Raw genomic sequence first — 25,199 nt, 5'->3', positions numbered from 1 at the left:
CCACGGCAACTCTCTCTTCGCAGACAGATGAAACTTACTCGTTCCTTCGTAGATTTTTAATATTATCTATAAACTACTAAAGTTCTCTTAGAAAGTCAAGTGGTTCCGACAGGAAAATCAATTATTTTTCTCGTGTATCGATCACAATGGTCACTGGACCATCATTGGTCAACGACACTTGCATATCCGCGCCAAATTCTCCTGTGGCTACCGCTATTCCTTCTGCTTCTAATTGTTGATTAAATAATTCATACAAAGGAATCGCCACATCTGGACGAGCCGCTTCAATAAAACTGGGACGATTGCCTTTTTTAGTTTTTGCATAGAGGGTAAATTGAGAGATACTCAAAATTGATCCTTCAATCTCTTGAATACTGCGATTCATTTTTCCTTCGTCATCTTCAAAAACACGTAATTTACTGATTTTGCCAACAATATAAGCCACATCTTCTGGCGTGTCTTCTTGATGAATGCCCACCAGCACCATGAAGCCTTGTTTGATTTGTCCCACTATCTGCTCTTCTATCGCAACTTGTGCTTGACTGACTCTTTGAATAACTACTTTCATCTTTTTTGCCTCACTTTTAACACTTACCCATTGGTTCGACGAACACTATAAACATCTGGTACACTTTTAATTTTGTCAACGATGGTTTTTAAATGAGAAAGGTTTTGAATTTTCACAGTGACATGAATCTGGGCCATCTTATCTTTGGATGGACGAGCTTCAACGCCAACTAAATTTTTTGTCATCGAACTAATGACTTGTAAAACATCACTCAGTAAGCCACTACGATCATAGCCGTAAATCTCCAAATCGGCAGCGTATTCTTTGCGACTGTGCTCGGTATCTTCCCACTCAACTTCAATTAGACGTTGTGCTAGTTCTTCTTGATGTTGTACGTTAGGACAGTCCGCACGATGAATTGAAACGCCACGTCCTTTGGTAATGTAACCAACGATTTCATCACCAGGCACTGGATTACAACAGCGGCTTAAACGAATCAATAGGTTGTCCACCCCTTGAATCACGATGCCGCCTTCATGACGAACTTTCATTTTTTCTGATTCTTTTTTAGCTGGCTGATTTAACAACTCTTCTGCTTCTTGACGTTGGCGTTCCAACTCTTGTTCGCGGCGTTCTTTTTCTGTTAAACGATTGCACACTACTTGCGCACTTACTTCGCCATAACCTACTGCCGCAAATAAATCATCTTCCGTTTGAAATTTAAATTTATCTAGCACTTCCGCCATTTTATTCTTCGTTAAAAATTCTTTCGGTGTAAAGCCGATTTCTGCCATGTATTTAATGACAGCATCATGCCCTTTAATAATGTTATCTTCACGGTCTTGTTCTTTAAAGAAACGTTTGATTTTATTTTTGGCTTTACTTGTTTTAACCATTTTCAGCCAGTCGCGACTAGGTCCGAAAGAATTCGGTGATGTTAAGACTTCAATAATATCCCCATTTTTTAGGACATAGTCTAACTGTACCATTTTGCCGTTGACCTTCGCACCGGTTGTTTTATTCCCAATTTCAGTATGGATACTGTAAGCAAAATCTAGTGGTCCGGAGCCTTTTGGCAGTTCGGTTACATCTCCACTTGGCGTAAAGACATAGACTTTGTCACTAAAAATGTCTTCTTTCACACCTTGCATAAATTCAGAAGCATCATAGCTTTCATCTTGTAATTCAATAATTTCATGGAACCAATCGACTTGCTTCGTCAGTTCATCTGTTTCAATTTTTTCCGCTTTGCCTTCTTTATAGGCCCAGTGAGCCGCCACCCCAAATTCGGCGATTTGGTGCATCTCATGGGTCCGAATTTGGACCTCTACTGGATTCCCTTTTGGTCCAATAACTGTCGTATGGATAGATTGATACATATTCGCTTTTGGCATAGCAATATAATCTTTAAAGCGACCTGGCATTGGTGTCCAACGTGTATGAATCGCCCCTAACACGGCATAGCAATCTTTAATGGAATCGACAATAACACGAATGGCTAATAAGTCATAGATTTCATTAAACTGTTTCTTTTGGTCCTTCATTTTACGATAGATTGAATAAATATGTTTTGGTCGACCATATATTTCTGCGTAAATTTCTAAATCTTCCGTAGCTAAACGAATATCTTCGACTGCTTCTGCCACATAAGCTTCACGTTCATCGCGTTTGCTTTGCATCAAATTAACAATTCGATAGTATTGGTTGGGGTTAATATAACGTAAGGCCGTATCTTCTAATTCCCATTTAATTCGACTAATCCCTAAGCGATGTGCTAAAGGCGCATAAATTTCTAAAGTTTCTTGCGCAATCCGTCGTTGCTTATCTTCACGTAAATGTTTTAATGTGCGCATATTGTGCAAACGATCGGCTAGTTTCACCATAATGACCCGTAAATCTTGCGCCATTGCCAATAACATTTTCCGATGGTTTTCGGCTAATTGTTCTTCATGAGATTTATATTTAATTTTTCCTAGTTTCGTTACGCCATCGACTAACATCGCGATGTCTTCGCCAAATTCTTCTTTTAAATCGTCCAGTGTTACGTCCGTATCTTCGACAACATCATGTAAAAATCCTGTTGCTACAGTATGGGGATCCATATGTAATTCAGCCAGAATGCCTGCCACTTGAATCGGATGGATGATGTAAGGTTCACCTGATTGTCGGACTTGACCTTCGTGTGCTTTTTCAGCATAAGTTAATGCTTTTTGAACCAACTCAACATGTTCTGGTCCCATATAGGTACTTACAATTTTGATGACCGCTGGGCCTGTCAGTATTTCTTCTTTTGGCATGGTATTCACTCCTCTATGAAGGTGACCTTTGGATAAAGAACACTTCGTTCACGTTTTATCTATTTTAATAAAAAAGAAAAGTACCACTTGAAACAGTAGCACTTTCAACAACTCTATTATACTAAATTTCCCTTAAATTTCAATCACTGTCGCTTTTTTACTCTCTGTTTATTCAAAGAGAATGCCTACAAGAATTTTACAGGCGGGCTTTCGTTTAATTTAAAAGTTCCATTTGGTAGCTAACCGCACTTAAAAGATACAACGGTGCTGTTTCTGCTCGTAAAATTCTCGGACCCAACCCGCAAAGTTTCGCCCCAGCCTGCAGAAATTGTTCAATTTCTTGCGGTGCAAAGCCACCTTCAGGTCCAAAGAGCACACACAAACGTGCGCCTGGCTGGCAAGTGGATAATACTTGTGCTAATTGACTTTTTTCTCCTTGTTTTGCTGATTCTTCATACGCAACCAAGACTGTGTCATATGAGTCAAATTGTGCAATGATTTCTTGTGTTTTTTCCACCAAAGAAACACTTGGTGTCTGCTGCCGATGCGATTGCTCCGCCGCTTCTGTGGCAATTTTTTGTAATCTTTTTTCTTTGGCTGCTCTTTTTTTGTGGTCCCATTTGACAACGGAAGTTTTCGCAGGAAAGCCGATAAACTGATTGCCACCTAGCTCCGTACCTTTTTGAACAATCCATTCTAACTTGTCCCCTTTTGGTAACCCACACGCAATCGTCACTTCAATTGGCAATTCTTTGTCCATTTCTTCTTTACTAATTTCTTTAAAGTAAACAGATGTTGAATCAATTTCCACAATCTCAGCTAAAATGGCAGTTTTATTTTGAAATACTAAATAACAATGATCATTCGGCGTCATTCGCATAACTCGCACAATATGATGATAGTTTTCATCTGCGACTTTATACAAATCTTTTTCTTGATAATCTTCTTTCATGAAATACCGTTGCATTTTACTCTTCCTCTGGTTTCTTCAAGATAATCGCATACCAATCGCCTTGATTAAAGAGTTGGTCCACCACAAAACCGACTTTCGTTAGTGCTTCTAAAACCATTGCTTTTTTATCTTCAATAATTCCAGAAATAATGAAGGTACCGTCTTGTTTTAGCAAACGCCAAGCATCTTCAATCATTAACACAATAATATCTGCCAAAATATTTGCGACGATTACATCAGCAGAATGGTCAATCCCTTTTAGTAAATCATTGGCTGACACATGAACATCGGCCGCAATGGGATTTAAATCCATATTTTCTTTTGCCGCTGCAACTGCTACTTCATCTAAATCATATGCGTAGACGTCTTTAGCCCCTAAATAGCGACTTGCAATACTCAAAACACCAGAACCCGTTCCTACATCTAGAACTGTTTCGCCACCACGTAAAACAGTTTCTAAAGCTTGCAAGGTTAAACGAGTCGTTGGATGCGTGCCTGTACCGAAAGCCATGCCCGGATCCAATGTGATAATTTTTTCTGCTTCATCTTGTGCGTGATAGGCTTCCCAACTTGGCACAATCGTTAAGAATCGTGTGACACGGACAGGATGATAATATTTTTTCCAAGCAGTTGCCCAGTCGCTTTCTGCTACTTCACTAATTGTCATTTCGTTTTTACCAATGGATAAGCCGTACTCAGGCAAGCGTAAAATATTTTCTTTCATAAATGGTAAAATTTCTGGTAAGAAGGTTGTTTCAGGAAAATAAGCCATCACAATCGCCCCTTCTTTAATGTGGGTGAATTGCTCTTTATCTAAAATTTCCCCATACAGATCACTTTCAAAATTTTCAATGTCCAACGCATCTTCAATGGCCACACCACTTGCGCCAGCTTCCATCATAATGTTTGAAATTGCTTCAACTGCTTCGCTAGCCGTTTCTACTTTTACTTCTGTCCACTTCATGTTCTCACCTCTAAATTAATAACTTGGATACGCAATCCATTGTTCTTTTTCTGTTTCTGCCACTTTTTTAATCATCGCTTCAAAATCTGCTGGCTCCCAATGCAATTCAAAAACTTCCGCTGTTTCATCTGATAAAAAGTCTAACAAATCACTTTGCCCTTCATCTAAAACCACTTTTAAATAGTGAATGAATCCGTCTAAAACTGCTTTGCGTAGCCCTTTTTTTCCTTCATAAGGAATTGTGACTAAATACTCTTCGTCATCAACGACAGACTTTTGCGGATTGTAAAATAACAAACCATCTTCAAATTCAATGAATTCTTCTTCTGAAAGCGTACCATCAACATCATCAATCGCCACTTGCTCATTGTTTTCTGCATATAAACGAACAATGACTTCGATGGTATGGTTTTTGCGATCCCAATCAAGGCCTACTTCGTAATCTCCTAAGTGTTTTTCAAGTCGTTCCTCTAAGTATGTGAGCATTGTTGCTTTTTTCATTTTCTTCATCCTTCCAGCCAAAATCTATTTGGTCTACTGCTGTTCTTTTTTGTTTAGAAATATATGGATTGCCAGCCACGACGTATCTTAAAGGCAACTCTGTCCAACGACCTTTATTGGGAATTCCAATTCGTGGTAGTGCCTCAATTTTTTTCGGGAATTTTCGTTTTTCTGGCACGAGCCGTAACGAACTAGAAAAAATCGACTGCCCATATAATTGCTTATCAATTCCTAAGGCTGCAACTAATTTACCTGGTCCATTGGTCAATTCCACGCCTTGACGTCCTTGGCGATTTTCAATCATTTTGTCGACACCTTCAACAGGTTCAATCGCGCGGATCATCACCCCTTGTGGTTTGCCTTGCTCTTGTGTCACCATATTTAAAATTAAATGCGTGTGCATAGTATATAAATAAATCGTGCCTGGTTTGTCATACATGGCTTGTAAGCGTGGCGTTTTTCTCAAGCCAAAGCTATGGGCCGCCTCATCATCAGGACCTAAATAAGCTTCTGCATCCACAATGTACCCACCTAAAACGCCTGTTGCTGTTTCGTGCTCTAAATACATCCCTAACAAGTATTGTGCCACTTCTTCAGTTGTTTTTGTGTTAAAGATATTTATCGTTTCTTTCATTTCTTTCACCACTCCCTATCATACACGAAACCTTCCGCTATATCCATCTAAAACCCAAAAAACCACCAAAAAGCGAATGTACGTTCTTTATGTTATAATAAGATGATTATGAAAAAGGAGGTCCTTTTATGCAACAACCTTTAGCCTATCGAATGCGACCTCGTCACTTAGACGAAGTAGTTGGTCAACAACATTTAGTCGGCCCTGGTAAAATTATTCGTCGGATGGTCGAAGCCAAAATGCTTTCATCGATGATTCTTTATGGGCCGCCTGGTACTGGTAAAACCAGTATTGCCAGCGCAATCGCTGGTTCAACAAATTATGCCTTTCGCATGTTGAACGCGGCCACAGACACCAAAAAAGATTTACAAATCGTTGCTGAAGAAGCCAAAATGAGTGGCACAGTGATTTTACTGCTTGATGAAATTCACCGATTAGATAAAACAAAACAAGATTTTTTGCTCCCTCATTTAGAAAACGGACGAATTATTATGATTGGAGCCACTACCGAAAATCCATATATTACAATTAACCCTGCGATTCGTAGTCGCACGCAAATTTTTGAAGTAAAGCCCTTAACAGAAACAGACATTCAGCAAGCGATTCAAGAAGCCTTAACCGATAGCACACGTGGCTTAGGCGATTATCCCGTCCACTTAGAAGAAAAAGCATTACAACATTTGACACGCGCAACGAACGGTGACTTACGTAGTGCGCTAAATGGACTAGAATTAGCTGTTAAATCAACACCCAAAAATGAACAAGGCGAAATTAAGATCACCTTACCGATTATTGAAGAGTGCGTGCAACGAAAAGCCTTAACCCATGATAAAGATGGCGATGCCCATTATGACGTGATTTCCGCTTTCCAAAAGTCGATCCGAGGAAGCGATGTAGATGCTGCACTTCATTATTTGGGTCGCTTAGTTGAAGCAGGTGATTTACCGATTATTTGTCGTCGTTTAATGGTCATTGCTTATGAGGATATCGGTCTTGGGAATCCTGCGGCCGCCGCTCGGACAGTCACCGCTGTTCAAGCCGCCGAAAAGCTAGGGTTTCCAGAAGCTAGGATTCCTCTAGCTAGTGTCGTCATTGATTTATGTTTATCGCCAAAATCAAATTCTGCAGTCACAGCGATTGATGCTGCTTTGGCAGATATTCGACAAGGCTCTGTGGGAGACGTTCCTGATCATTTGCGTGATGCCCACTATGCTGGAGCCAAAGAATTAAACCGTGGTATTGGTTATCAATACCCACATAATTTTGAAAACGGTTGGGTCAATCAGCAATACTTACCTGACAAATTAAAAGAGGCACGTTATTACGAACCGATTGATATTGGTAAATATGAACAAGCCTTACATCAGCAACTCAAGCGTATCCAAGAATGGAAACAGAAAAAATAACAAAATAATACGCTTTCAAAAAAAGAAACAATCTCGTTGCCGATTTTGAGAGAGTATGCTATTATAAAGATGGTAAATCTGTGATGTACGCGTTGTCCTTTCACTGTGTTGACCGAACATTTTTATTGATATCTAGGGATCCTGCTTGTATCAAAGTTGGTAACATGCCTTTTCTTTTGGTAGTTCAATACTGCGATCGAGGAACCCACCTGCTTATCTTGCGGGTTCAATACTCTAGGACGATTACCGGCATCGACGGATTTTACCATTTTTATGAAGATTTCTAAACAATTTGCTCTGGCAAGTTGTTTTTTTTTGGAGGACAAGATGATTCGTATACTCGTACTATTACTCGCCGTTGTCACAGGCGTAGCCAGTTATTATTTGATGAAGAAAAGTGCAGCTTTTTTACCACTCTTAAAAAAAGAAACTGCAACAGAAAGTCAACAGTTTATCGAACGTTTTGGGCGTTATTACTTGATTATCGCCATTCTAGGTGTTCTAGCGGCTATTTTTAATCGCCCGTTATTGTCAATTGGTTTTATCTTTTTTGTTTTATTACTTTCAACGTTGTTTAGTTTAACTTTTGCAAAAAAAATGTCATAAAAGACGATGAATTTAAAGAGGTCGGGACAGAAGTGTTTAACTCCGAGAAATAAGAAGGAATTTCCGAAAATTGTTCTTTAATTTTTGGAGAATTTCGGCTTATTTCCGAAGGAGTTGCTTCTGTTTCCGCCGTTTATCAATTTTTAAGCCTGGGACAAAAATCCAAAGTGATTTTTGTCCCAGGTTCTTTTTTTACAAAAAAAATGCCAATATTCAGAAAAAAAAGAAGCGGTTTCAGTTTCTTTTTTTCTTTGTTTGTTTTACAATTATTATAGAAACAATTAATGATTTTTTTACGCTGAAAGGAGCGGTTATTATGTTACAACAATATCAAAAAATTATGATAGCAATCGATGGTTCTGACGAAGCAGACTTAGCCTTTAAAAAAGCGGTCAACGTCGCTAAACGAAACGATGCTGAATTACTATTAGCACATGTTGTTGATACGCGCTCTTTCCAATCAGTGTCCTCTTTTGATGGTGCGCTAGCAGAAGAAGCAATGTCAATGGCAAAAGAAACCTTAGACACCTACCAACAACAAGCGGTGGATATGGGACAAACAAAAGTCTCTAGCGTTCTAGCCTATGGTTCTCCTAAGAATATCATTGCCAAAGAATTACCAAAAGAATACAACATTGATTTAATTATGTTAGGAGCAACTGGATTAAATGCCGTTGAGCGTTTATTTATTGGCTCTGTCTCTGAATCAGTTATCCGTAACGCTAGCTGCGATGTTCTCGTTGTACGGACGGATTTAGACAACAAATTACCAAAAAATGAAGAAAAATAAAAAATAAGAAAAAACTGAGCCAACTATCACTTTTGATAGTTGGCTCAGTTTTTTCTTATTTACCTATTAAGCACACCTTGTGAGAGCGTCTCACAAGGTGTGTTCGTTTAATTATTTTAGACGTTCTACGTCACGGGCAATCATTAACTCTTCATCAGTTGGTACTAATAGAAGCTTGATTTTTGAATCATCAGTTGAGATAACTGCTTCTTCACCGTGTACATTATTTTTGTCATCATCGATTTCACAACCAAACCAAGTCATGCCATCAATAATATCTTTACGAACGCCAACTGCATTTTCACCGATTCCAGCAGTAAAGACAATCGCATCAACGCCATTCATAACAGTGACATAGCTACCAATGTATTTACGAATACGATCGATAAAAATGTTGTATGCTGTTTGAACTTCAGGTTTATCTAAGTTTGATTGAATATCGCGCATGTCGCTTGATAAACCATTTGTTAAACCTAATAAACCAGATTTTTTGTTTAAAATATCAACCATGTCTTGTACATCAGTCAAGCCAAGTTTTGTCATTAAATAAGGCAATAGTGACGCATCAACATCCCCTGAACGAGTCCCCATTGTAACGCCAGCAAGAGGAGTGAAGCCCATTGATGTATCGACTGATTTACCACCATCAACTGCAGTGATTGAAGCACCATTTCCTAAGTGACAAGTGATAATTTTCAAGTCTTCAATTGGACGACCTAACATTTCTGCAGCACGTTGAGAGACATAACGATGACTTGTTCCATGTGCCCCATATTTACGTGCAGCAAATTTTTCATAGTATTCACGAGGTACACTATATAAATAGTTGTGTTCTGGCATTGTTGTGTGGAACGACGTATCAAAGACTGCCACGCTAATGATTTCTGGTAAGATATGTTTAAATGCTTTAATCCCCATTGCATTCGCTGGGTTGTGTAAAGGTGCTAATTCAGATAAAGCTTCAATTTTTTCTAATACTTCGTCTGTAATAACAACAGAATCTTTAAATTCTTCTCCACCAGCAACTACACGGTGACCAACACCAGTAATTTCATCATAAGAACCTAAAATGTTTAAGTCGATTAATTGGTCTAGTAACATTTTTACTGCCACTTCATGGTTATCAATATCAACAATTACTTCATATTTTTGTCCTTCACCATATTTAATTGTGAAGATAGAATCTTTTAAGCCAATACGTTCAACGATTCCTTTAGCGATCACTTCTTCATTTGGCATTTGGTATAATTGCCATTTTAAACTTGAACTACCTGCATTAATTGCAATTGTTTTAGACATAATTTTCTCCTCTTCGTTACTATTTTATTTTAAATTTGAAGCTTTCCAAGCTTCAAATTGTTTAAAGAACTCCGTTACTTTATTGATATCTTTCAAAGAGGCAAGTTTTGCTAACAAAACTTCCTTCACTTGCTCAGCATCTGCACCCTTGTTTTGAACAAGCAAGATACTTTTACGTGATTGTTCTGACTTAAACAATTCATCAGGTAACTGTATCATTCCTTGTAAATAGACATTTTTTGTCAACCAATTTTTAAAGAATTCACTTTGCTCAGTCTCTAAAATATTGGTCGGGATTAAGAATAAGCCAAACCCTGCTGGCTTCACGTATTTCATGGCTTGTTCCATTAATAAATGATGCGCATAACTATGGCCTTCCTCAGCAGCAGCAGCAAATCCCTTTGCTCGCTCATCATTTGGATAATAGCCAATCGGCAAGTCACTTAATGCTAAATCAACTGGATCCAATAACAAATCTTGCAATCCGTCTTGATGGAACAACTGAATATTGGCTTGTGACCAAGCATTGTTCACAGAAGATACTGCCAAAAGTGTTTCATCGATATCCACACCATAACCAGAAACTTTGTAACCAGCTGTTTCAAGGTTCAGCAGAACCGTTAACAGTAAATTTCCCATTCCTGAAGCAGGATCTAAAATTTTTAATGGCTCTGATTTATTTGTTAATTGTTCTACTAAATAAACAAACAAAAAGCCAATACCGTCTGGCGTCAATTGATGATTTGCTTGAAGCTGCTCTTTTCTCGTTCCTTTTAACAAAAGTAATTGGGACAAGCGTCGCACATCTTCAGGAGCTAAATCAATTTTTTTAATCGTATGATACAGCGTTTCTAATTGTTTCACTGTCTCTGGATTAGGTACTCCGTCAAGTACTCGTACTTGAAAATCATCTAAAATATTTTCACCATTTTCAATATACGCATCTAAAAAAGAAGTATCCAATGACTGTTGCAATAACTGGATTGCTTGTTCCATTGGCTCGAAAGCCTCTTCAATTTTTTCTGGGAACAAATTAGCACCTCTATTCTATTCAAAATGTAACAACTTCCATACCTGTTTTATTTTAACGAAAAAAGAAAGAATAATCAATGCCTTTACTGTCTTTCTTCTAAAATCTAATAATTTGTAGAAAAACAACGCTATTCCAGCATTGTTTCCGCTTTTTTTTGATGAGAAACTCTCTCTTGATATTGGTATTTTCGACCAGATTTGTTTAATAAAACAGTTATTCTTAATTGTTCATTTTTATATGTATAATCGAGGGTCACTTGCGCGTATACGAGCCTTTCTTCTGTTTTTAACTTTCGTCTATTTTGTTTAACATCTGCAAGAAATAAATGAAAGATACTTTTCCCTGCATAGTATTCCTGGGTAGCTTGCGTAAATTTTTGTGTTAACTGACGTTCTTCTAGTAACTGAAGGGCGAGAAAACTCATCAAATAAACAAAGGCCATGGCCGTGAACAATAAGTTTCCTGAATATTTTTGCCTCATTAAAATTCTCCCTTTATCGGAAAAAAACTATCAAATGTTTTTTCAGAAGTAAAAGTAACTTCCAAAGTAAACGATTGTCCTTCATTTTTAAACTGTCCATTTTTGATACCAATTAACAGCGGTTGATAGCCTTTACCATTGACTCGCTTAATAATTTTATCTTCTTTGATTTGAATTGAAATAGTCTTGTTTGTTTCTGAGTCGAGGAAAGAAATCTCTTGAGCAGAGCCTGTTTGGAAAACGAGCTTTTGACATTCTTTTTCTAATTGAATTAAAAAAATATGCCAGGATTTCGAATCATTGTTTTTCAAATATTGATTTCCGATAAAACTTTGTTGAATCATCAACTGAAACAATTGACACATACAACTTAAAACGACTAGTGCTACTAAACACTCTAACATCGTAAAACCCGCATATTTTTTATTGACCAATCAAAATCGCTCCTCTTGAATCTGTGACTTTTAGTATCCTTCTTCCATCGTTCTCCATCAAAGAAAATCGGTAAGTTTCTCCTTGATATATCAGCTCTTTGAAACGTAAATCACCCGTCTGCTCTAAAAATAAAATTGCTTCGTATCCTAGACGAGTGCGCGTTAATTCTTGCTCCCGTTGATAATTTTGCTGAATTAATTGTGTAATAGTCAGGGAGAATATCCCTGCTATCACACATACAATACTAAAACTAACGAGACTCTCTAATAAAATAAAACCGCTATAAATAGTTAATTTTCTTCGTATATTTGCCACTCCCCATCTGAAATTGTAAAATAAGTTGCTGTTTCTTTTCAGTCCAAGTAAAAATATATTTCACTAAACGGCCATTGTTCCCTGACGAATGAAGAAAACTGAGTTTGCTTGGGCCACTCACTGTCATTTTTTCAGGTACAGCTAGCGAAGTCCTTCCAGCTGATTGGTTCAATTTATCAGGAAATGAAAAGCTTTGTTGTTCTTCAAAAAACCAAACTTCTTGTGTTTCCTCTAAAACAATTGCTTGCTGTTGCGCAAAACGAAGTTGTTTTTCTACCGTAGCAAGAAACTGTTCAATTTTTAATGTTTCTTGCCAGCGGTGAATAGCGAGTGTTGGGAGCATAGTCATAAAGCAAACAATCGTCAAACTAGCAAGTGTTTCCATTAATGTGAATCCTGCTGACTTGTTCATTGCTTTTCTGCTGTATATTTATCTAACTGCTCTTTAGTAATGTAGCCTTCGTTGACTAATTCATTTAAAGAAGGCGTCTTATTTTTTTCTAGTGTGTAGAGCTCGATTTGTGATTCTACAATTTTTACGATTGCTTCATTGCCTTTTTTATCAACTGTTTCTTTATGTTTCGCTAAGTTAGGAACAAAAAGTAAAATCAATACGGAAATAATCAATAAGACAATCAACATTTCTAATAATGTAAACCCTGCGTATTTTTGTTTCTTTTTCATTATAAAACTCCTTCCATATTGCCATAAATAGGCAGCAACATTGCCCCATAGACACCGATAATTAAACAAGCAATTATGATAAAAATAAATGGTTGAACAAGGGTAATGACTCGTTCAATTTTTTTGAAAAAACCTTGGAAACAGACATTACTATAAACCATCAACTCCTTGCCTAATTTTCCTTTTACTTCCCCTTGTTGAATCATTAAACCCAATGCTTTCGTAAAAAAAGGATAAGCAGCTAATTGTCTATGTAAGGTTTCACCAACTAGCAGTCCTTCACTAATTGCTCCAGCTAATTCTTTCATTAAGGGGTAATTGGTTGTATGGCGCATCAAATCGATGACCTCTTTCATTTCTAATCCTTGCGCAAGCAACTTCCCCCATTCTAGTGCAAAAAAAGCACTGACGTATTCCCGATAAAGGCCACGGATAATTGGCAGTTTCAGATATACGAAGGCCCGCTGAATAGCAGATTGATGCTTCAAATAACGGTTTAAAATGAAGAAACTAAATGAGAGGACAAAAACTAAGGTAACCAGAATATATGGACTGTAAACAATCAGAAGAATCCCAATATTTTTAGAATAACTATTGGCATCATTTTCCATTAATTGGGGCAATAAAAATTGCCGAATACCAACAATGACGAGAATCAAAAAAACAATCAGGAGCAGCGGATAACTAATTATTTTATAGAACTGTTGCCGATATTTTTCCGTTTGAAAAAAATGTTCGGAAATCGCTTGTAGTGTCCCTACCAAATCCCCGTGTGCAGTAGCAAACGACAATTGTGCCGAGACCATTGTTGAAAATCCTAATTCTTCGACTAAAGCTTGTAAGGCAATGCCTGAGGAAAAGCCTTCAACTAAAAAAGTTATACTGTGCTGAGGTAAGGCGTTTGATTTTTTCATGAAGGAAAAACTTTCTTGTATATTAAAACCATTTGCAAGCAAATCCGCTAATAGTTTCAGAAAAAGCTGCTGTTGTTTTTTCGTTAATTTATTCGATGGCTTGAAAATACGTTTTTTCTGTAATAAACCCATACGCCCACGCCTTTCTTAGATTCTTTTGCCAACTACTCTTTATAACGGCTTCCTTAAAGAAGAAATAATCATAAAGAATTCCCGCTACTTGTTCCTTATTAATCGTGGTTGTCAAAATCTGTTGATAAATGATACCTTGCAAGCATTCAGCCAATTCATGCTCTGGGCCACCTAATTCTATCAAACGCCGTTGCACCCCCAATAAGTTACGGGCGTGAATTGTCGCAAAAATAGTATGACCCGTTAAGGCGGCTCGAATAACTGCTTGAGCCGTCTCGCCATCACGAATTTCACCAATAATCAAAATATCAGGATGATGGCGTAAGCAAACTTTTATCAAGGCTTCGTACGTTAACTGAATTTTTTCATTTGTTTGCAACTGTAAAAACCGCTTTTCCTCAATTTCAACAGGATCCTCAATCGCTATCACTTGTTGTTCGCCACTTCTTTTTTTAGCCACACGATACATGGTTGTTGTTTTCCCAGAACCAACTGGCCCACTGAATAAATAAAGTCCTCGTTTCTGACAAGATGCTTCAATTTCATTCAGCTGGTGGGGAAAGAAAAAATGTTCAGCTTGTTCACCAAATCGGTGCAAAAAACGAATTACCAAGCTCTCTCGATTCTGAAAATCTCCCACAGATGATAAACGCAAGCGTTGCTTCGTCTCGCCAATTAGATAAGTTGTCGCGCCTAATTGTGCTTTTCGTCTTTCTCCGACATCCATGCCGCCTATAAATTTAAAGTGGAAAATTAACTTTTCGCCTATTTCTGCGGAAACTTGTGTGTAAAGTGTCCGTTGCATCCCTGTCCGAAAAGAGATGGCTATTTCGGTATCATTGGGTAAAAAATAAACGTCTTGCGCCCCATGAAGGACGCCCCATTCAATTAATTGATGAGCTAATTTTTTTACATTTTCAGTCATTCATTTCCTCCTCTCACTAATAAACTACGCATTTATTTTATGATTTCAGCAAAAAAAGAACCTCCACCAATAAGATGAAGGTTCTTTTTTTGAAGTTTGCGCTGTCCATCTATCTTCCCCAAAATAGTGGAACTTCCTAGACACTTAGTATTATACTAAAAAAATCTTGCGTTTAGTTTTCAAAAATTTCTCTGAATCACAAAATTTTTGAGAAAAACTATGATAATCCGATTGGATCGTTTACGTTTTTGGCTTCGTTTTTTGTTTATTAACTAAATAAACTGGAATTCCTAGAAGCGTAATCCCTATACCAATCAATGCTAGAATAGGCTGTGTAATACTCGTTGTAACCAAGATGAAGATACCACCTAGACTTGCGATAATTGGAATAATTGGATAGCCAGGAACTTTATACGGTCGTTTTAATTCAGGTTCTCGTTTTCTTAAAATAAAAACAGCTAAGAAAATTAATAGATTAAACAGCCACATAACAAAAACTAACATATCCGTCAATAAATCGAAGGTTCCGAAAAACATCATGATAATGGCTACAGCTAACTGGAAAATTCCAGCAACGTAAGGAACAACAAAGCGTTTAGACAACTTTTGAAACTGACGACTAAAAGGCATCAGATTATCTAAGGCTAAGGCATAAGGAATCCGAATCCCTGTCATTGTGTAGCCGTTTAACGCACCATATACAGAGATTAAAATCCCAATAGTTACGATTTTGCCGCCAATTGGTCCAAAAATAGCCACAGAAGCATCCGAAGCTGCATTCAAATTCCCAGCGATTTGCTCAATTGGTAATGTTTTTAGAAATACAAAATTAATTAAAGCATAAATTAAAGTAATCAATAACAAACCAAAAATAATGGCTTTAGGCAAGTCTCTTTCTGGTCGCTTCATTTCACCAGCCACGTTACCCACACCTAGCCAGCCATCATAAGCAAACATGGTGGCGACTAAGGCGCCACTAAAAGCAACTAAAAAGCCAGTATTCGCTGTTGTTTCAACAGGAAAAAGTGAAACAGCTACCTGTCCGGGAGTAAATAATCCTACTAAAGAAATCAAGGCAATTGGAATCAGTTTTACTACCAATGTCGTGGATTGGACCAAAGAAGCAATTTTTGTTCCTAATAAATTAATTACGGTGATACTAGTTCCCGCAAGAATGGCAATCGGGATCAATAAATTTGCCGATAGATGAAACAAATTGATTAGTTGTGTACTAAAAATAATGGATAATGCCGAAATGTTGGCAGGATAATAAATGATACTTTGTGCCCACCCTAAAAGAAAACCAGCTAATTTACCATATGTATATTCAATATACTTCACTGCGCCACCTGTTTCAGGGATTGCTGTAGCAAGTTCGGCGCTGGTTAATCCTGCACAAATGGTTAAGGCACCACCTAACACCCAAGCAAAGATAGCTAAACTAGCTGACTGTGCGTGTCCAACGACACTCGCAGCTTTAAAGAAAACACCAGCGCCAATCACCGTACCCATTACCGTGGATAACGCACCAAACGTTGTTATCTCTCTTTTTAATTGCTTTTTCTCCATAGACTCCCTCATTTCATTTAAACTAAAAAAGCGTAACAAAATTTCACTTTCTTGAAAAGATAACGAAAATAATAGCTGTTTTCATGAAAAATTCTGTGACGATCTCTTTTCAGTATAGCTATTTCTTTTAGAATTTCAAGTTTGAAAACCACAAAAAGAAAATTTGTCATAAAAGTTTTAGAGCATTCATCTTTTGTTTATAAACAAGAATTGAAAAACCGACGATTTTTTATTAAATAAACGAAAAATCGAATCAAAAAGAAACCTTTCTGATCCGATTTTAACTACGTTATTGGTTTTTGACTTTTTCTTTTTTCATTTGTTTGCTGCGTAATTGTCCGCAAGCCGCATCAATATCTGTTCCGTGTTCTTTACGAATAACACAATTGATGCCATTCTTTTTGAGTACATCATAAAATTTTAAAACCGCTTCTTTAGAGCTTCGGCTATATTGATCGTGTTCACTCACTGGGTTATACGGAATCAGATTAACATAAGAAAGTTTTTTCTTATTCCGTAGTAAATCTGCTAATTGTTGAGCATGTTCTGGTCGGTCGTTCACTTGACTCAACATAATATATTCAAATGTAACACGTCGGTTGGTTTTTTCAATGTATTCATCAATTGCTGCCATTAATTTTTCAATTGGAAAACTACGATTAATCCGCATAATTGATGTACGGACTTCGTTGTTAGGAGCATGTAATGAGATTGCTAAGTTTACTTGTAGTCCACTGTCTGCAAATTCACGAATTTTTGGCACTAAACCACTTGTTGAAACTGTAATATGGCGGGCACCAATAGCCAAGCCTTTATCATCATTAATCGTTCGTAAAAAGTTCATGACATTGGCATAATTATCAAATGGTTCACCAATTCCCATCACAACGACATGGCTAACACGTTCATCCAACCCACGTTCATCGAAATAATGTTGCACCCACATAATTTGGGCAACAATCTCGCCAGCAGTTAAATCTCTTTGTTTTTTTAATAGCCCACTAGCACAAAATGTACACCCAATATTGCAGCCAACTTGAGTGGTCACACAAACAGATAATCCATATTCTTGACGCATCAAGACTGTTTCAATCATATTTTTATCTGGTAATTCAAATAAATATTTTACGGTACCATCTTGTGCTTCTTGCACAATGACTTGTTTTAATGGATTTAATGAAAAATTTTCTTCTAATAAAGTCATCAACGATTTAGAAATGTTCGACATTTCACTAAATGAAGCAACACGTTTTGTATACAACCATTCCCACACTTGTGTTGCACGAAATTTCTTCTCGCCATGGGCTAAAAACCAGTCCACAAGCTGTTCTCTCGTCAGTCCATAAATGGATTCTTTCTGCATTTCTTTTCCTCATTTCTGCTATTACATTCGCTTCATAACTATAACGTATTCTCACTTTGAATGCAATATCACGAAGAGCCTCAAAAAAAATCGTTAAGCGTTCATGCTTAACGATTTTTTATAATTAATCTTTCACTAAGTGATAAACTTTTTTGAAGTAGAACGTTCTGGCAATTAAATAGTAAACGACCTGAATCAATAAGAAAACGCCTAAAACTTGCCAGCCAGCTAATTGCATTGGCTGATCTAACACGGCATACATTGCTTTCAAAGCAACAGCTCCATGAATAAATGAAACAACAATTGGGGTAAAGAATAAAATACCTACTTGTTGGTAAATCATTTTCTTCAATTCTTTTTTCGTCAAGCCAAGTTTGTAAATCATCTTGAATTTTTCAACGTCCGTATTCATATCACTATATAAACGGAAGTATAAGAAACTACCCGCCGAAACAAAGAACACGATACCGATAAATAGTCCGACAAAAAGAACTGGCGTATAAAATTGCGTAATACCTGCAACTGTAGCCGCGGTTCCTAGTAACATTGGGTATTTTTCACCAATAATATTTTCAGCATCAATTAAGGTTTCTTTATCTGTGCCTTCTTTTGGTTGCCAAATTGTTTCTGTTTCCGCTTTGATTCCATCTGTTGAGGTACTATCTGGGATAACAACCACACCGCCAAAAGTCGGTAATACATTGGTTTCTTCTGTTTTATCAATGTTTAAAACTTGATCATTTGCCAATTGAACAGATTTGACATCTACTGATGCAGCAGAAGGAGCATCTTTTTGTGATAAATTAACTACTTTCTCACCTATTAAAGTTGGTTCATCTATAAATTTTGCGAGTTTATTATATTCAGATGTTTTGATTAATTGGATACCGGCACTTGTTTTGTACATTGTGTAATCAATCTGATCAAACTGAATATTTTTTTCTTGGAATGTTTTTGTCGCAAATTGTTTCATTTCTTGATTTTCTGGGTTGGTCGAATCAGACAATGTCAGTTCGTACGGTACAGAACTTATTCCTTTAAAAATCATCTCATTCACGCCGTATAACGTTCCAATGGCAGCAAAAGCAACCGTTGATATCACCGAAACCAAGAAGAACGAACGTGCATTATCTTTCATGCGGAATGCTAAATCTGATAAAACGACCATATTGGTTTTTTTCCAAAAGATTTTTGGTTTCCGTTTTAAACGTTCAATGACAGAAACACTCAATTGGTCAAATAAGAATTTTGTCCCTAAAATAACTAAGAAAATCACTGGGAACATCACCATTAAAACTAACTGTCCCTTAGCAACTAAAGCAATTCCATAACCGACAACTAAAAGCAACACGGCTAAGAAAGATTTAACTTTAGAGCTTTTGATTTCACCTTTACCCATTTCCCCTGCTTTTAATAGCTCTTGAAGTGTCGCTTTTGGCAAGCGGAATTGAATAAAGAAAGAAATTACTAAGAACAAGACCGCAAATGAAATGACAGTAATGATAAACGGCATCACTGGCAAATAAAAACCTAAACCTAGATGCATCAATAAATTGCTAATCCATAAAATAAACTGTGAAAATCCAACACCTAAAATACTACCAAAAATTGTAGCAAAGAAACCAATCACTAAGTTTTCAATAAAAATCATTTTCTTTAACTGTTTTGGACTCATCCCTTGAATCATCAAGGTTCCAAACTCTTTTTTCCGAGATTGGATAAAGACATCCATCGAGTATAAAACGAATAAGAAAGAGAAACCATAGATTATAATAGCCGCAGCCGTCATTCCCATTTGTGCTTTAGGATTTAAACCATTAGCTAAGGCTGGGTGAAAGACAAAACCAGTGAACGTAAAAAAGATCATCACAGAAAACATTGTACTTAGGAAATAAGCCAAGTATAAATGCTTATTTCGAATCGTGTTTCTTATAACAAACTGATTAAAATTCATTATCGACACCTTCAATCTCAGCCAGTTTCACCATGATTAAATCGTAGAACTCTTTTTGATTGCCATTTTGGACAATTTCATCAATTAATTCACCATCTTTAATAAAGACGATGCGCTTGCAATAACTTGCGGCTAGCGGATCATGGGTTACCATTAAAATAGTCGCCGCTTCTTCTTCGTTTAATTGTTGTAACAAGCCCATCACATCCTTAGATGATTTCGTATCTAAGTTTCCTGTTGGTTCATCAGCCAATAATAATTGTGGATGATGAATCATTGCCCGAGCAACGGCGACCCGTTGTGCTTGTCCACCAGAAATTTCTGCAATTCGTTTTTTCAACAGATGATTGATACCTAAACGCTCACTTAATTCTGCTAATTGTCGTTTCATTACAGAGACTTTTTCTCCATCAAGCGTCAATGGCAAAATAATATTTTCTTCAACAGTTAATGTTGGCATTAAATTAAAGCTTTGAAAAACAAATCCTAATTCTGTACGACGGAATTTAGCAATTTGTTCTTGATTCAAATTGTTTGGATTTTTTCCATTTAAAAGTATTTCACCGTCTGTTGGACTATCGATTGTTGCCAATAAATTTAAAAGTGTACTTTTCCCACTTCCAGAAGGTCCCATAATACCAATAAATTCACCATCTTGGACAGTTAAATTAATCCCTTTTAAAGCTTCATATTTAATTTCGTTTCCGTAAACTTTTTTCAAATTTTGTACTTCTAACATATTTTCCACTCCTATTCTTCTCACTCATTTAGTGTATCGAAAACGAAAAAAAACGACAATAGAAAAGAATAACAATGAACTTACATTACTGTAAGTGCACTGTTATTCTTTTAAAAGTTATGCTTCATATTCAATCACATAAGGATGAATCTTCGTATTATAAATAGCTTCTGAATATTCTACGCAACGACCTGTTGGGCTTAACGAACGCCGAATTCTTTTTAAGCCCGTTGTTTCAGTTGTTTGCAACATCTTTTGCTCTGCTTCTGTCAAAGTTGCAACTTCAAAACGGTCTTCAAATTTATAAATTTCAATGGCATGTCGATCCATCAAACGATACAAGGATTCTTCTTTGTATTCAGTCAATGATACGTCTTTCATGGCAGCTGGCAAATAGTAATTAAAATAAATATAGGGTTGTTCATCGATTAGATATAACCGTGAAAGGTGAACCACTTCTTCTCCTAAAAATTGATAAGCCGGCATCTCTTTTGACAACGTCAAGTTTTCAACTTGTAAAACTTTTTTAGTTACTTTCTGACCTGATTCATTCAAAAATTCAGTGAATGTCCCTGCTTTTGATAGTTTATTATAGGGACGATTGCTTAACACAGTTGTGCCTCGGCCACTTTTTTTCTCAACAAATTCTTCTGTTGCTAACATTTCGATTGCCCGCCGAATCGTAATTTTACTAACGTTAAACATCTCTTCCAATTCTGTTTCTGTTGGTAAAAACGTTCCTACTGGATACTTGCCACTCAAAATATCTTCTTTAATCTGATCTGCTACTTCTAAATAAAGCACGCTCTTTCTTCTCATGATACGCTCCCTCCCAACCGCACTATTCCTTTCTATTTTACCAGAAAATGATGATTATAACATGATGCTTTGCTGAAATTATAAAAAAAGAACAAAAATAGATAAATTTATCTATTTTTGTTCTTTTTGTTTATTGTTCTGGTGTTTCAGGTGCTGCCTCTTCTGATTCCGCTTGTAGAAAGACTTTTCTTGGTTTGCTACCTTCTGATGGTCCAATAACTCCGTGTGCTTCCAATTCATCTACTAAGCGAGCCGCACGATTATAGCCAATTCTAAAACGTCTTTGTAGCAATGAAATACTAGCTGTTTGCATTTCAACCACCAAGTTTTTCGCTTCTTCAAACAACTCATCTTGAGGAGCTTCGCCACCGCCTGAAGTGGTCGGTTCATCTGTTGGCATCATGCTTTCTTGATATTCAGCTTCTTGTTGGTCCGTTACAAACGCAACCACTCGTTCGACTTCTTGATCAGAGATAAAGGCCCCTTGGATACGAATTGGTTTATTTTCTCCCATTGGTAAGAAGAGCATATCGCCTCGACCTAATAGTTTCTCCGCCCCGTTGGTATCAATAATGGTACGCGAGTCTGTCCCGCTTGAGACCGCAAAAGCCATTCGAGAAGGGACATTTGCTTTGATGATTCCTGTAATGACATCCACACTTGGCCGTTGTGTCGCTAAAATCATATGAATGCCTGCTGCCCGTGCCATTTGGGCTAAGCGGATAATCGCATCTTCTACTTCGTTACTTGCCACCATCATTAAATCAGCTAACTCATCAACAATGACAACAATAAATGGCAGAATCGGACGATTTTCGCCATCTTCCGCATTTTTCTGTTGAATTAGTTGATTGTAACCAGTGATATTTCGGACGCCTGTTGCTGCAAATTTTTCATAACGAAATTCCATTTCTTGAACTACTTTTTGCAGGGCTTGTGCCGCTTTTCTCGGATTAGTAACCACTGGCGTTAATAAATGAGGAATCCCGTTATACACATTCAATTCTACCATTTTCGGGTCAATCATCATTAATTTTACTTCATGAGGTTTCGCTTGCATCAAAATACCTGTGATGATGCCATTGATAGCAACCGATTTCCCACTCCCTGTCGATCCCGCAATTAATAAATGCGGCATTTTTGATAGATCTGCAGTTTGAACCATCCCTGAAATATCTCGACCTAAAGGTACTTCTAATAGTTTATCTGGATGACTTGGTTGTGCCTCAACAATATCTCTAAAGGATACTGTACTAATTGCACTATTAGGAACTTCAATCCCGATTAGTGATTTCCCAGGAATCGGAGCCTCCATACGAACGTCTTTGGCCGCAAGCGCTAAAGCAATGTCATCCGTCAAGTTAACAATTTTGCTAACTTTTACCCCCACAGCGGGTTGAACTTCAAATTTTGTGACAGATGGTCCTAAACTAGCTTTGACTACTTTAGCATCAACACCAAAACTCTTGAAGGTTTGTTCTAAGACGCCAATATTTTTTTCGATTTTTTCATATTCACCACTTTGATCCGTTGCTTGAATTGTATCTAACAAATCAGTTGGTGGTAGTTGATAATCACGATCTTCCGCTTCTTCAGAAATTTCAAATTCGAGAACACCAGCTTCATCTGCCGCCTCTTCTTCCTGCTCTCGTTGCGGTTTTGTTGCTGCAATTGGTGGTACAGGCATCGCCTGATTTTGCTGTTGAAATGAATCAATTTGAACAGGCGTTGGTGCGGCCGGTTCTTCCACCATTGGTTGGTGGGTTTCAACTGGTGTTTTTGTTAAGCGCTCGGCTGCCGCTTGTTCCATACGTTCCCGCTCTTGTAATTTTTGTTGGGCAGCGGCTTCAATTTTTGCTTGGCGTTCTGCAGCTTTGGCTTCTTTCTTCGCTGCTCGCTTCGCCTCTTTTTCTTCTTGTCGCGCCTGTGATTTTGCCGAAACATGACTTAGGCGATCTTGAATACTTTGGAAATGATCAACAATTTGCTGAAAATCCCACATACTCATCAAGAAAATACCCGCTAACAATAGCAATGTAGCAATTAAATAGCTGCCAAATTGTGCCACCAAAAAGTACGTTCCTTGATAAAGCAGCGCGCCAATCATACCGCCCCCTACGTTTTGCGTCACTTGGTTGGCTTTTAAATCGCTTTGCAAAAATTCCCAAGTGTTACCTAAAATATCTGGTTGACTGCCACTAACATTTCGAAACATAAAGGCATGGAAAAATAACAAAACACTAATATAAATCAGAACAGCCCCAAAAATAGGGCGCCCTCTTTTTAACGGAAAATCTTTCCCATAAATCATGACTAATAAGCCATACAGGATTAGTAAAATCGCTGCAAATGGAAAGGTATTACCTACAACTAAGCGTAAACAATTCGCTAATAACGTGCCTAAAAACCCTAAGCGAAAGAGTCCAAAGACACCGAATAAAATAAAAATCAGGCCAAGAAACATATAATTTAAACGTTCTTGTTGTTGCTGTTGTTTTTTGGTCTTTTTCTTTGTCGTACTTTTTTTCTTATTTGTTGCTCTTTTTTGTGCCATTTAACTTCCCTCTTTCCATCACTTCTCATTATACATAAAAATGGAATCGAACAAAAGTGCCCACCTCATTTTACTTGAAAAATCATGGAAATTTTTTTAAAACTTTCATTTAAGAAAAATGAGCGTGGGACAAAAATCACTTTGGATTTTTGCTCCACGCTCAAAAACTGATAAACGGCGGGAACAGAACCAACACCTTCGGAAATAAGCCGAAATTCTCCAAAAATTAAAGAGCAATTTTCGGAAATTTCTTCTTATTTCTCGGAGCTAAACGGTTCTGTCCCGACCTCATTATTTCTTATTTTGCTGATTCTTAATGGTATAAGTCGAAACGACCTTTAGCCATCATTTCTTTGGTACCACCTGTTTCAAAGAGCGCTTTGTTCATGATGATTTTTTTCATGAATGAAGCTGGGTATCCTTTAATGTCTGTTTTACCAACAATTCCTAAAGCACGTGTATTTCCGACAGAACAAACAGAACCTTGTGATTTAAAGCTGAAAGGTTTAGTTGCTTCCCCTTTCAATTGTGCTTGAATATTTTTAGCAGCATGAGCGCCCATCTTCAAGGCGATTTGTGCTGTTGTTGGGTAAGGTCGATTGGTTTCTGTATCCATAACTGCTGAGCAGTCACCAATAATATAGACGTTGCTATGGTTCGCATCTGTTAAATCTGGTTGAACCATGACACGACCACGACGAGCTTCAAATCCAGAATCGCCTACAACGTGGCTTCCACTAACACCCGTTGTCCAAATAATTGTTTTAGCAGAAAGTTCTGCCAAGTCGCCTGCTTCGTTATCTTGATAAACAACTGCGCCTGGTTTGATTTCTTTAATCGGTTTACCTAATAATAAATGAATAGCTGAATCTTTTAATAATTGCACACCATAGTTCGCAAGTTTTTCGTTAAACATCGGCAATAGGCGAGTAACTGCTTCGACACAATAAATTTGGATTTGATCTGCTGAGACACCTGCGATTTCAGCAAATTTTGGTTTGTTTTCAACAAGAGAACCTAATAATTCAATCCCTGTAAAGCCTGCTCCGCAGACAACAATTTTTAAGAATTCTTCGTTTTGAGTTGCTTTGTATTGACGCATTTGTTCTTGGATATGTTCATACACGTTTAAAGCCGTTTTCACATCTACCATTTGTAGAGCATGTTCTTGCACACCAGGGATACCAAATGATTCTGATTCAAACCCAAGAGAAACAACTAAGTAATCATAATTGATTGTTTGGCCATCTTCTAAAGCAACTGTTTGTGTTGCAGCATCAATTGTTTTAACTGTTCCTTGGATAAAGGTGGTCATTTTTTCATCG

Annotated in this window: 25 protein-coding genes and 1 other RNA gene; 4 read left to right on the top strand and 22 right to left on the bottom strand. The window is 37.3% G+C overall.

The features are described 5' to 3' along the window. Positions 1-121: 121 nt before the first annotated feature. The 6 genes from dtd to KQI94_RS02700 form a co-directional block, all read right to left on the bottom strand. Entirely contained in the window at positions 122-568 is a 447-nt protein-coding gene (gene dtd, locus KQI94_RS02725) for a D-aminoacyl-tRNA deacylase (protein ID WP_002369178.1), read from the bottom strand. A 23-nt stretch (positions 569-591) separates the two neighbouring features. Further along, complete coding sequence (locus tag KQI94_RS02720; RefSeq protein WP_002369177.1) at positions 592-2,805, bottom strand: bifunctional (p)ppGpp synthetase/guanosine-3',5'-bis(diphosphate) 3'-pyrophosphohydrolase; 2,214 nt, start codon at positions 2,803-2,805, stop codon at positions 592-594. Positions 2,806-3,019: 214 nt separating this feature from the next. Next, a complete protein-coding gene (locus tag KQI94_RS02715) occupies positions 3,020-3,772 on the bottom strand; it encodes a 16S rRNA (uracil(1498)-N(3))-methyltransferase (RefSeq protein ID WP_002369176.1) in 753 nt (250 codons plus the stop codon). A 1-nt stretch (position 3,773) separates the two neighbouring features. Continuing rightward, the gene (gene prmA, locus KQI94_RS02710; protein WP_002357075.1) at positions 3,774-4,721 is read right to left on the bottom strand and encodes a 50S ribosomal protein L11 methyltransferase; all 948 of its coding nucleotides are present in this window, start codon (positions 4,719-4,721) and stop codon (positions 3,774-3,776) included. A 15-nt stretch (positions 4,722-4,736) separates the two neighbouring features. Beyond that, positions 4,737-5,222 carry a DUF3013 family protein gene (locus KQI94_RS02705; RefSeq protein ID WP_024041449.1) on the bottom strand — a complete coding sequence of 162 codons (486 nt, stop codon included), beginning with the start codon at positions 5,220-5,222 and terminating at the stop codon, positions 4,737-4,739. Further along, positions 5,179-5,856, bottom strand: coding sequence for a DNA-3-methyladenine glycosylase (locus tag KQI94_RS02700; RefSeq protein WP_002364174.1), 678 nt, complete (start codon positions 5,854-5,856; stop codon positions 5,179-5,181). The genes KQI94_RS02705 and KQI94_RS02700 overlap by 44 nt, the downstream gene beginning before the upstream one ends. Positions 5,857-5,984: 128 nt before the next feature. Between KQI94_RS02700 and KQI94_RS02695 the strand changes: the two genes are divergently transcribed. The 4 genes from KQI94_RS02695 to KQI94_RS02680 all read left to right on the top strand — a co-directional run bounded on the left by KQI94_RS02695 (position 5,985) and on the right by KQI94_RS02680 (position 8,658). After that, positions 5,985-7,262: a replication-associated recombination protein A gene (locus KQI94_RS02695; protein WP_002360030.1), complete on the top strand. Its 1,278-nt coding sequence runs from the start codon at positions 5,985-5,987 to the stop codon at positions 7,260-7,262. Between the two features lie 72 nt (positions 7,263-7,334). Further along, positions 7,335-7,528, top strand: a non-coding RNA gene (ssrS, locus tag KQI94_RS02690) — 6S RNA. Between the two features lie 7 nt (positions 7,529-7,535). Then, complete coding sequence (locus KQI94_RS02685; RefSeq protein ID WP_002357068.1) at positions 7,536-7,868, top strand: hypothetical protein; 333 nt, start codon at positions 7,536-7,538, stop codon at positions 7,866-7,868. Between the two features lie 316 nt (positions 7,869-8,184). Next, positions 8,185-8,658: a universal stress protein gene (locus KQI94_RS02680; protein ID WP_002357065.1), complete on the top strand. Its 474-nt coding sequence runs from the start codon at positions 8,185-8,187 to the stop codon at positions 8,656-8,658. 111 nt (positions 8,659-8,769) lie between these two features. Here the strand turns inward: KQI94_RS02680 and KQI94_RS02675 are convergent, their stop codons facing one another. The 16 genes from KQI94_RS02675 to KQI94_RS02600 all read right to left on the bottom strand — a co-directional run. Continuing rightward, positions 8,770-9,957 carry an acetate kinase gene (locus tag KQI94_RS02675; RefSeq protein WP_002357064.1) on the bottom strand — a complete coding sequence of 396 codons (1,188 nt, stop codon included), beginning with the start codon at positions 9,955-9,957 and terminating at the stop codon, positions 8,770-8,772. 24 nt (positions 9,958-9,981) lie between these two features. Further along, positions 9,982-10,989, bottom strand: a complete 1,008-nt coding sequence (locus KQI94_RS02670; protein WP_002357063.1) for a class I SAM-dependent methyltransferase — start codon at positions 10,987-10,989, stop codon at positions 9,982-9,984. Positions 10,990-11,117: 128 nt separating this feature from the next. Continuing rightward, positions 11,118-11,471 (bottom strand): competence type IV pilus minor pilin ComGG, encoded by a 354-nt coding sequence (gene comGG, locus KQI94_RS02665; protein WP_002369174.1) that lies wholly within the window; start codon positions 11,469-11,471, stop codon positions 11,118-11,120. Continuing rightward, positions 11,471-11,905, bottom strand: coding sequence for a competence type IV pilus minor pilin ComGF (gene comGF, locus KQI94_RS02660; RefSeq protein ID WP_002362055.1), 435 nt, complete (start codon positions 11,903-11,905; stop codon positions 11,471-11,473). The genes comGG and comGF overlap by 1 nt, the downstream gene beginning before the upstream one ends. After that, positions 11,895-12,221 carry a type II secretion system protein gene (locus tag KQI94_RS02655; protein ID WP_002390369.1) on the bottom strand — a complete coding sequence of 109 codons (327 nt, stop codon included), beginning with the start codon at positions 12,219-12,221 and terminating at the stop codon, positions 11,895-11,897. The genes comGF and KQI94_RS02655 overlap by 11 nt, the downstream gene beginning before the upstream one ends. Next, positions 12,187-12,633, bottom strand: a complete 447-nt coding sequence (comGD, locus tag KQI94_RS02650; protein ID WP_002360025.1) for a competence type IV pilus minor pilin ComGD — start codon at positions 12,631-12,633, stop codon at positions 12,187-12,189. The genes KQI94_RS02655 and comGD overlap by 35 nt, the downstream gene beginning before the upstream one ends. Then, positions 12,630-12,905, bottom strand: a complete 276-nt coding sequence (gene comGC, locus KQI94_RS02645; RefSeq protein ID WP_002356991.1) for a competence type IV pilus major pilin ComGC — start codon at positions 12,903-12,905, stop codon at positions 12,630-12,632. Before comGC ends, comGD begins: the two co-directional genes overlap by 4 nt. Next, complete coding sequence (gene comGB / locus KQI94_RS02640) at positions 12,905-13,951, bottom strand: competence type IV pilus assembly protein ComGB (RefSeq protein ID WP_002369171.1); 1,047 nt, start codon at positions 13,949-13,951, stop codon at positions 12,905-12,907. Before comGB ends, comGC begins: the two co-directional genes overlap by 1 nt. Then, complete coding sequence (gene comGA / locus KQI94_RS02635) at positions 13,908-14,876, bottom strand: competence type IV pilus ATPase ComGA (RefSeq protein ID WP_002369168.1); 969 nt, start codon at positions 14,874-14,876, stop codon at positions 13,908-13,910. The genes comGB and comGA overlap by 44 nt, the downstream gene beginning before the upstream one ends. A gap of 240 nt (positions 14,877-15,116) precedes the next feature. Beyond that, on the bottom strand, positions 15,117-16,445 hold the full coding sequence (locus tag KQI94_RS02630; protein ID WP_002360022.1) for an amino acid permease: 1,329 nt from the start codon (positions 16,443-16,445) through the stop codon (positions 15,117-15,119). A 289-nt stretch (positions 16,446-16,734) separates the two neighbouring features. Next, the gene (gene rlmN, locus KQI94_RS02625; RefSeq protein WP_002356987.1) at positions 16,735-17,808 is read right to left on the bottom strand and encodes a 23S rRNA (adenine(2503)-C(2))-methyltransferase RlmN; all 1,074 of its coding nucleotides are present in this window, start codon (positions 17,806-17,808) and stop codon (positions 16,735-16,737) included. Between the two features lie 124 nt (positions 17,809-17,932). Next, positions 17,933-19,762, bottom strand: coding sequence for an ABC transporter permease (locus tag KQI94_RS02620; RefSeq protein WP_002390372.1), 1,830 nt, complete (start codon positions 19,760-19,762; stop codon positions 17,933-17,935). Next, a complete protein-coding gene (locus KQI94_RS02615) occupies positions 19,752-20,501 on the bottom strand; it encodes an ABC transporter ATP-binding protein (RefSeq protein WP_002381711.1) in 750 nt (249 codons plus the stop codon). The genes KQI94_RS02620 and KQI94_RS02615 overlap by 11 nt, the downstream gene beginning before the upstream one ends. Before the next feature lie 117 nt (positions 20,502-20,618). Further along, on the bottom strand, positions 20,619-21,320 hold the full coding sequence (locus KQI94_RS02610) for a GntR family transcriptional regulator (protein ID WP_002356983.1): 702 nt from the start codon (positions 21,318-21,320) through the stop codon (positions 20,619-20,621). A gap of 130 nt (positions 21,321-21,450) precedes the next feature. Next, positions 21,451-23,874 (bottom strand): DNA translocase FtsK, encoded by a 2,424-nt coding sequence (locus KQI94_RS02605; protein WP_002369164.1) that lies wholly within the window; start codon positions 23,872-23,874, stop codon positions 21,451-21,453. A gap of 313 nt (positions 23,875-24,187) precedes the next feature. Next, on the bottom strand, positions 24,188-25,199 hold a 1,012-nt coding region (locus tag KQI94_RS02600), incomplete at its 5' end, for an NAD(P)/FAD-dependent oxidoreductase (RefSeq protein ID WP_216454312.1).

It is taken from the genome of Enterococcus sp. S183_ASV_20, from assembly GCF_018919685.1.
Taxonomy (GTDB): domain Bacteria; phylum Bacillota; class Bacilli; order Lactobacillales; family Enterococcaceae; genus Enterococcus; species Enterococcus faecalis.
This window is presented reverse-complemented; position numbering and strand designations above follow the sequence as displayed.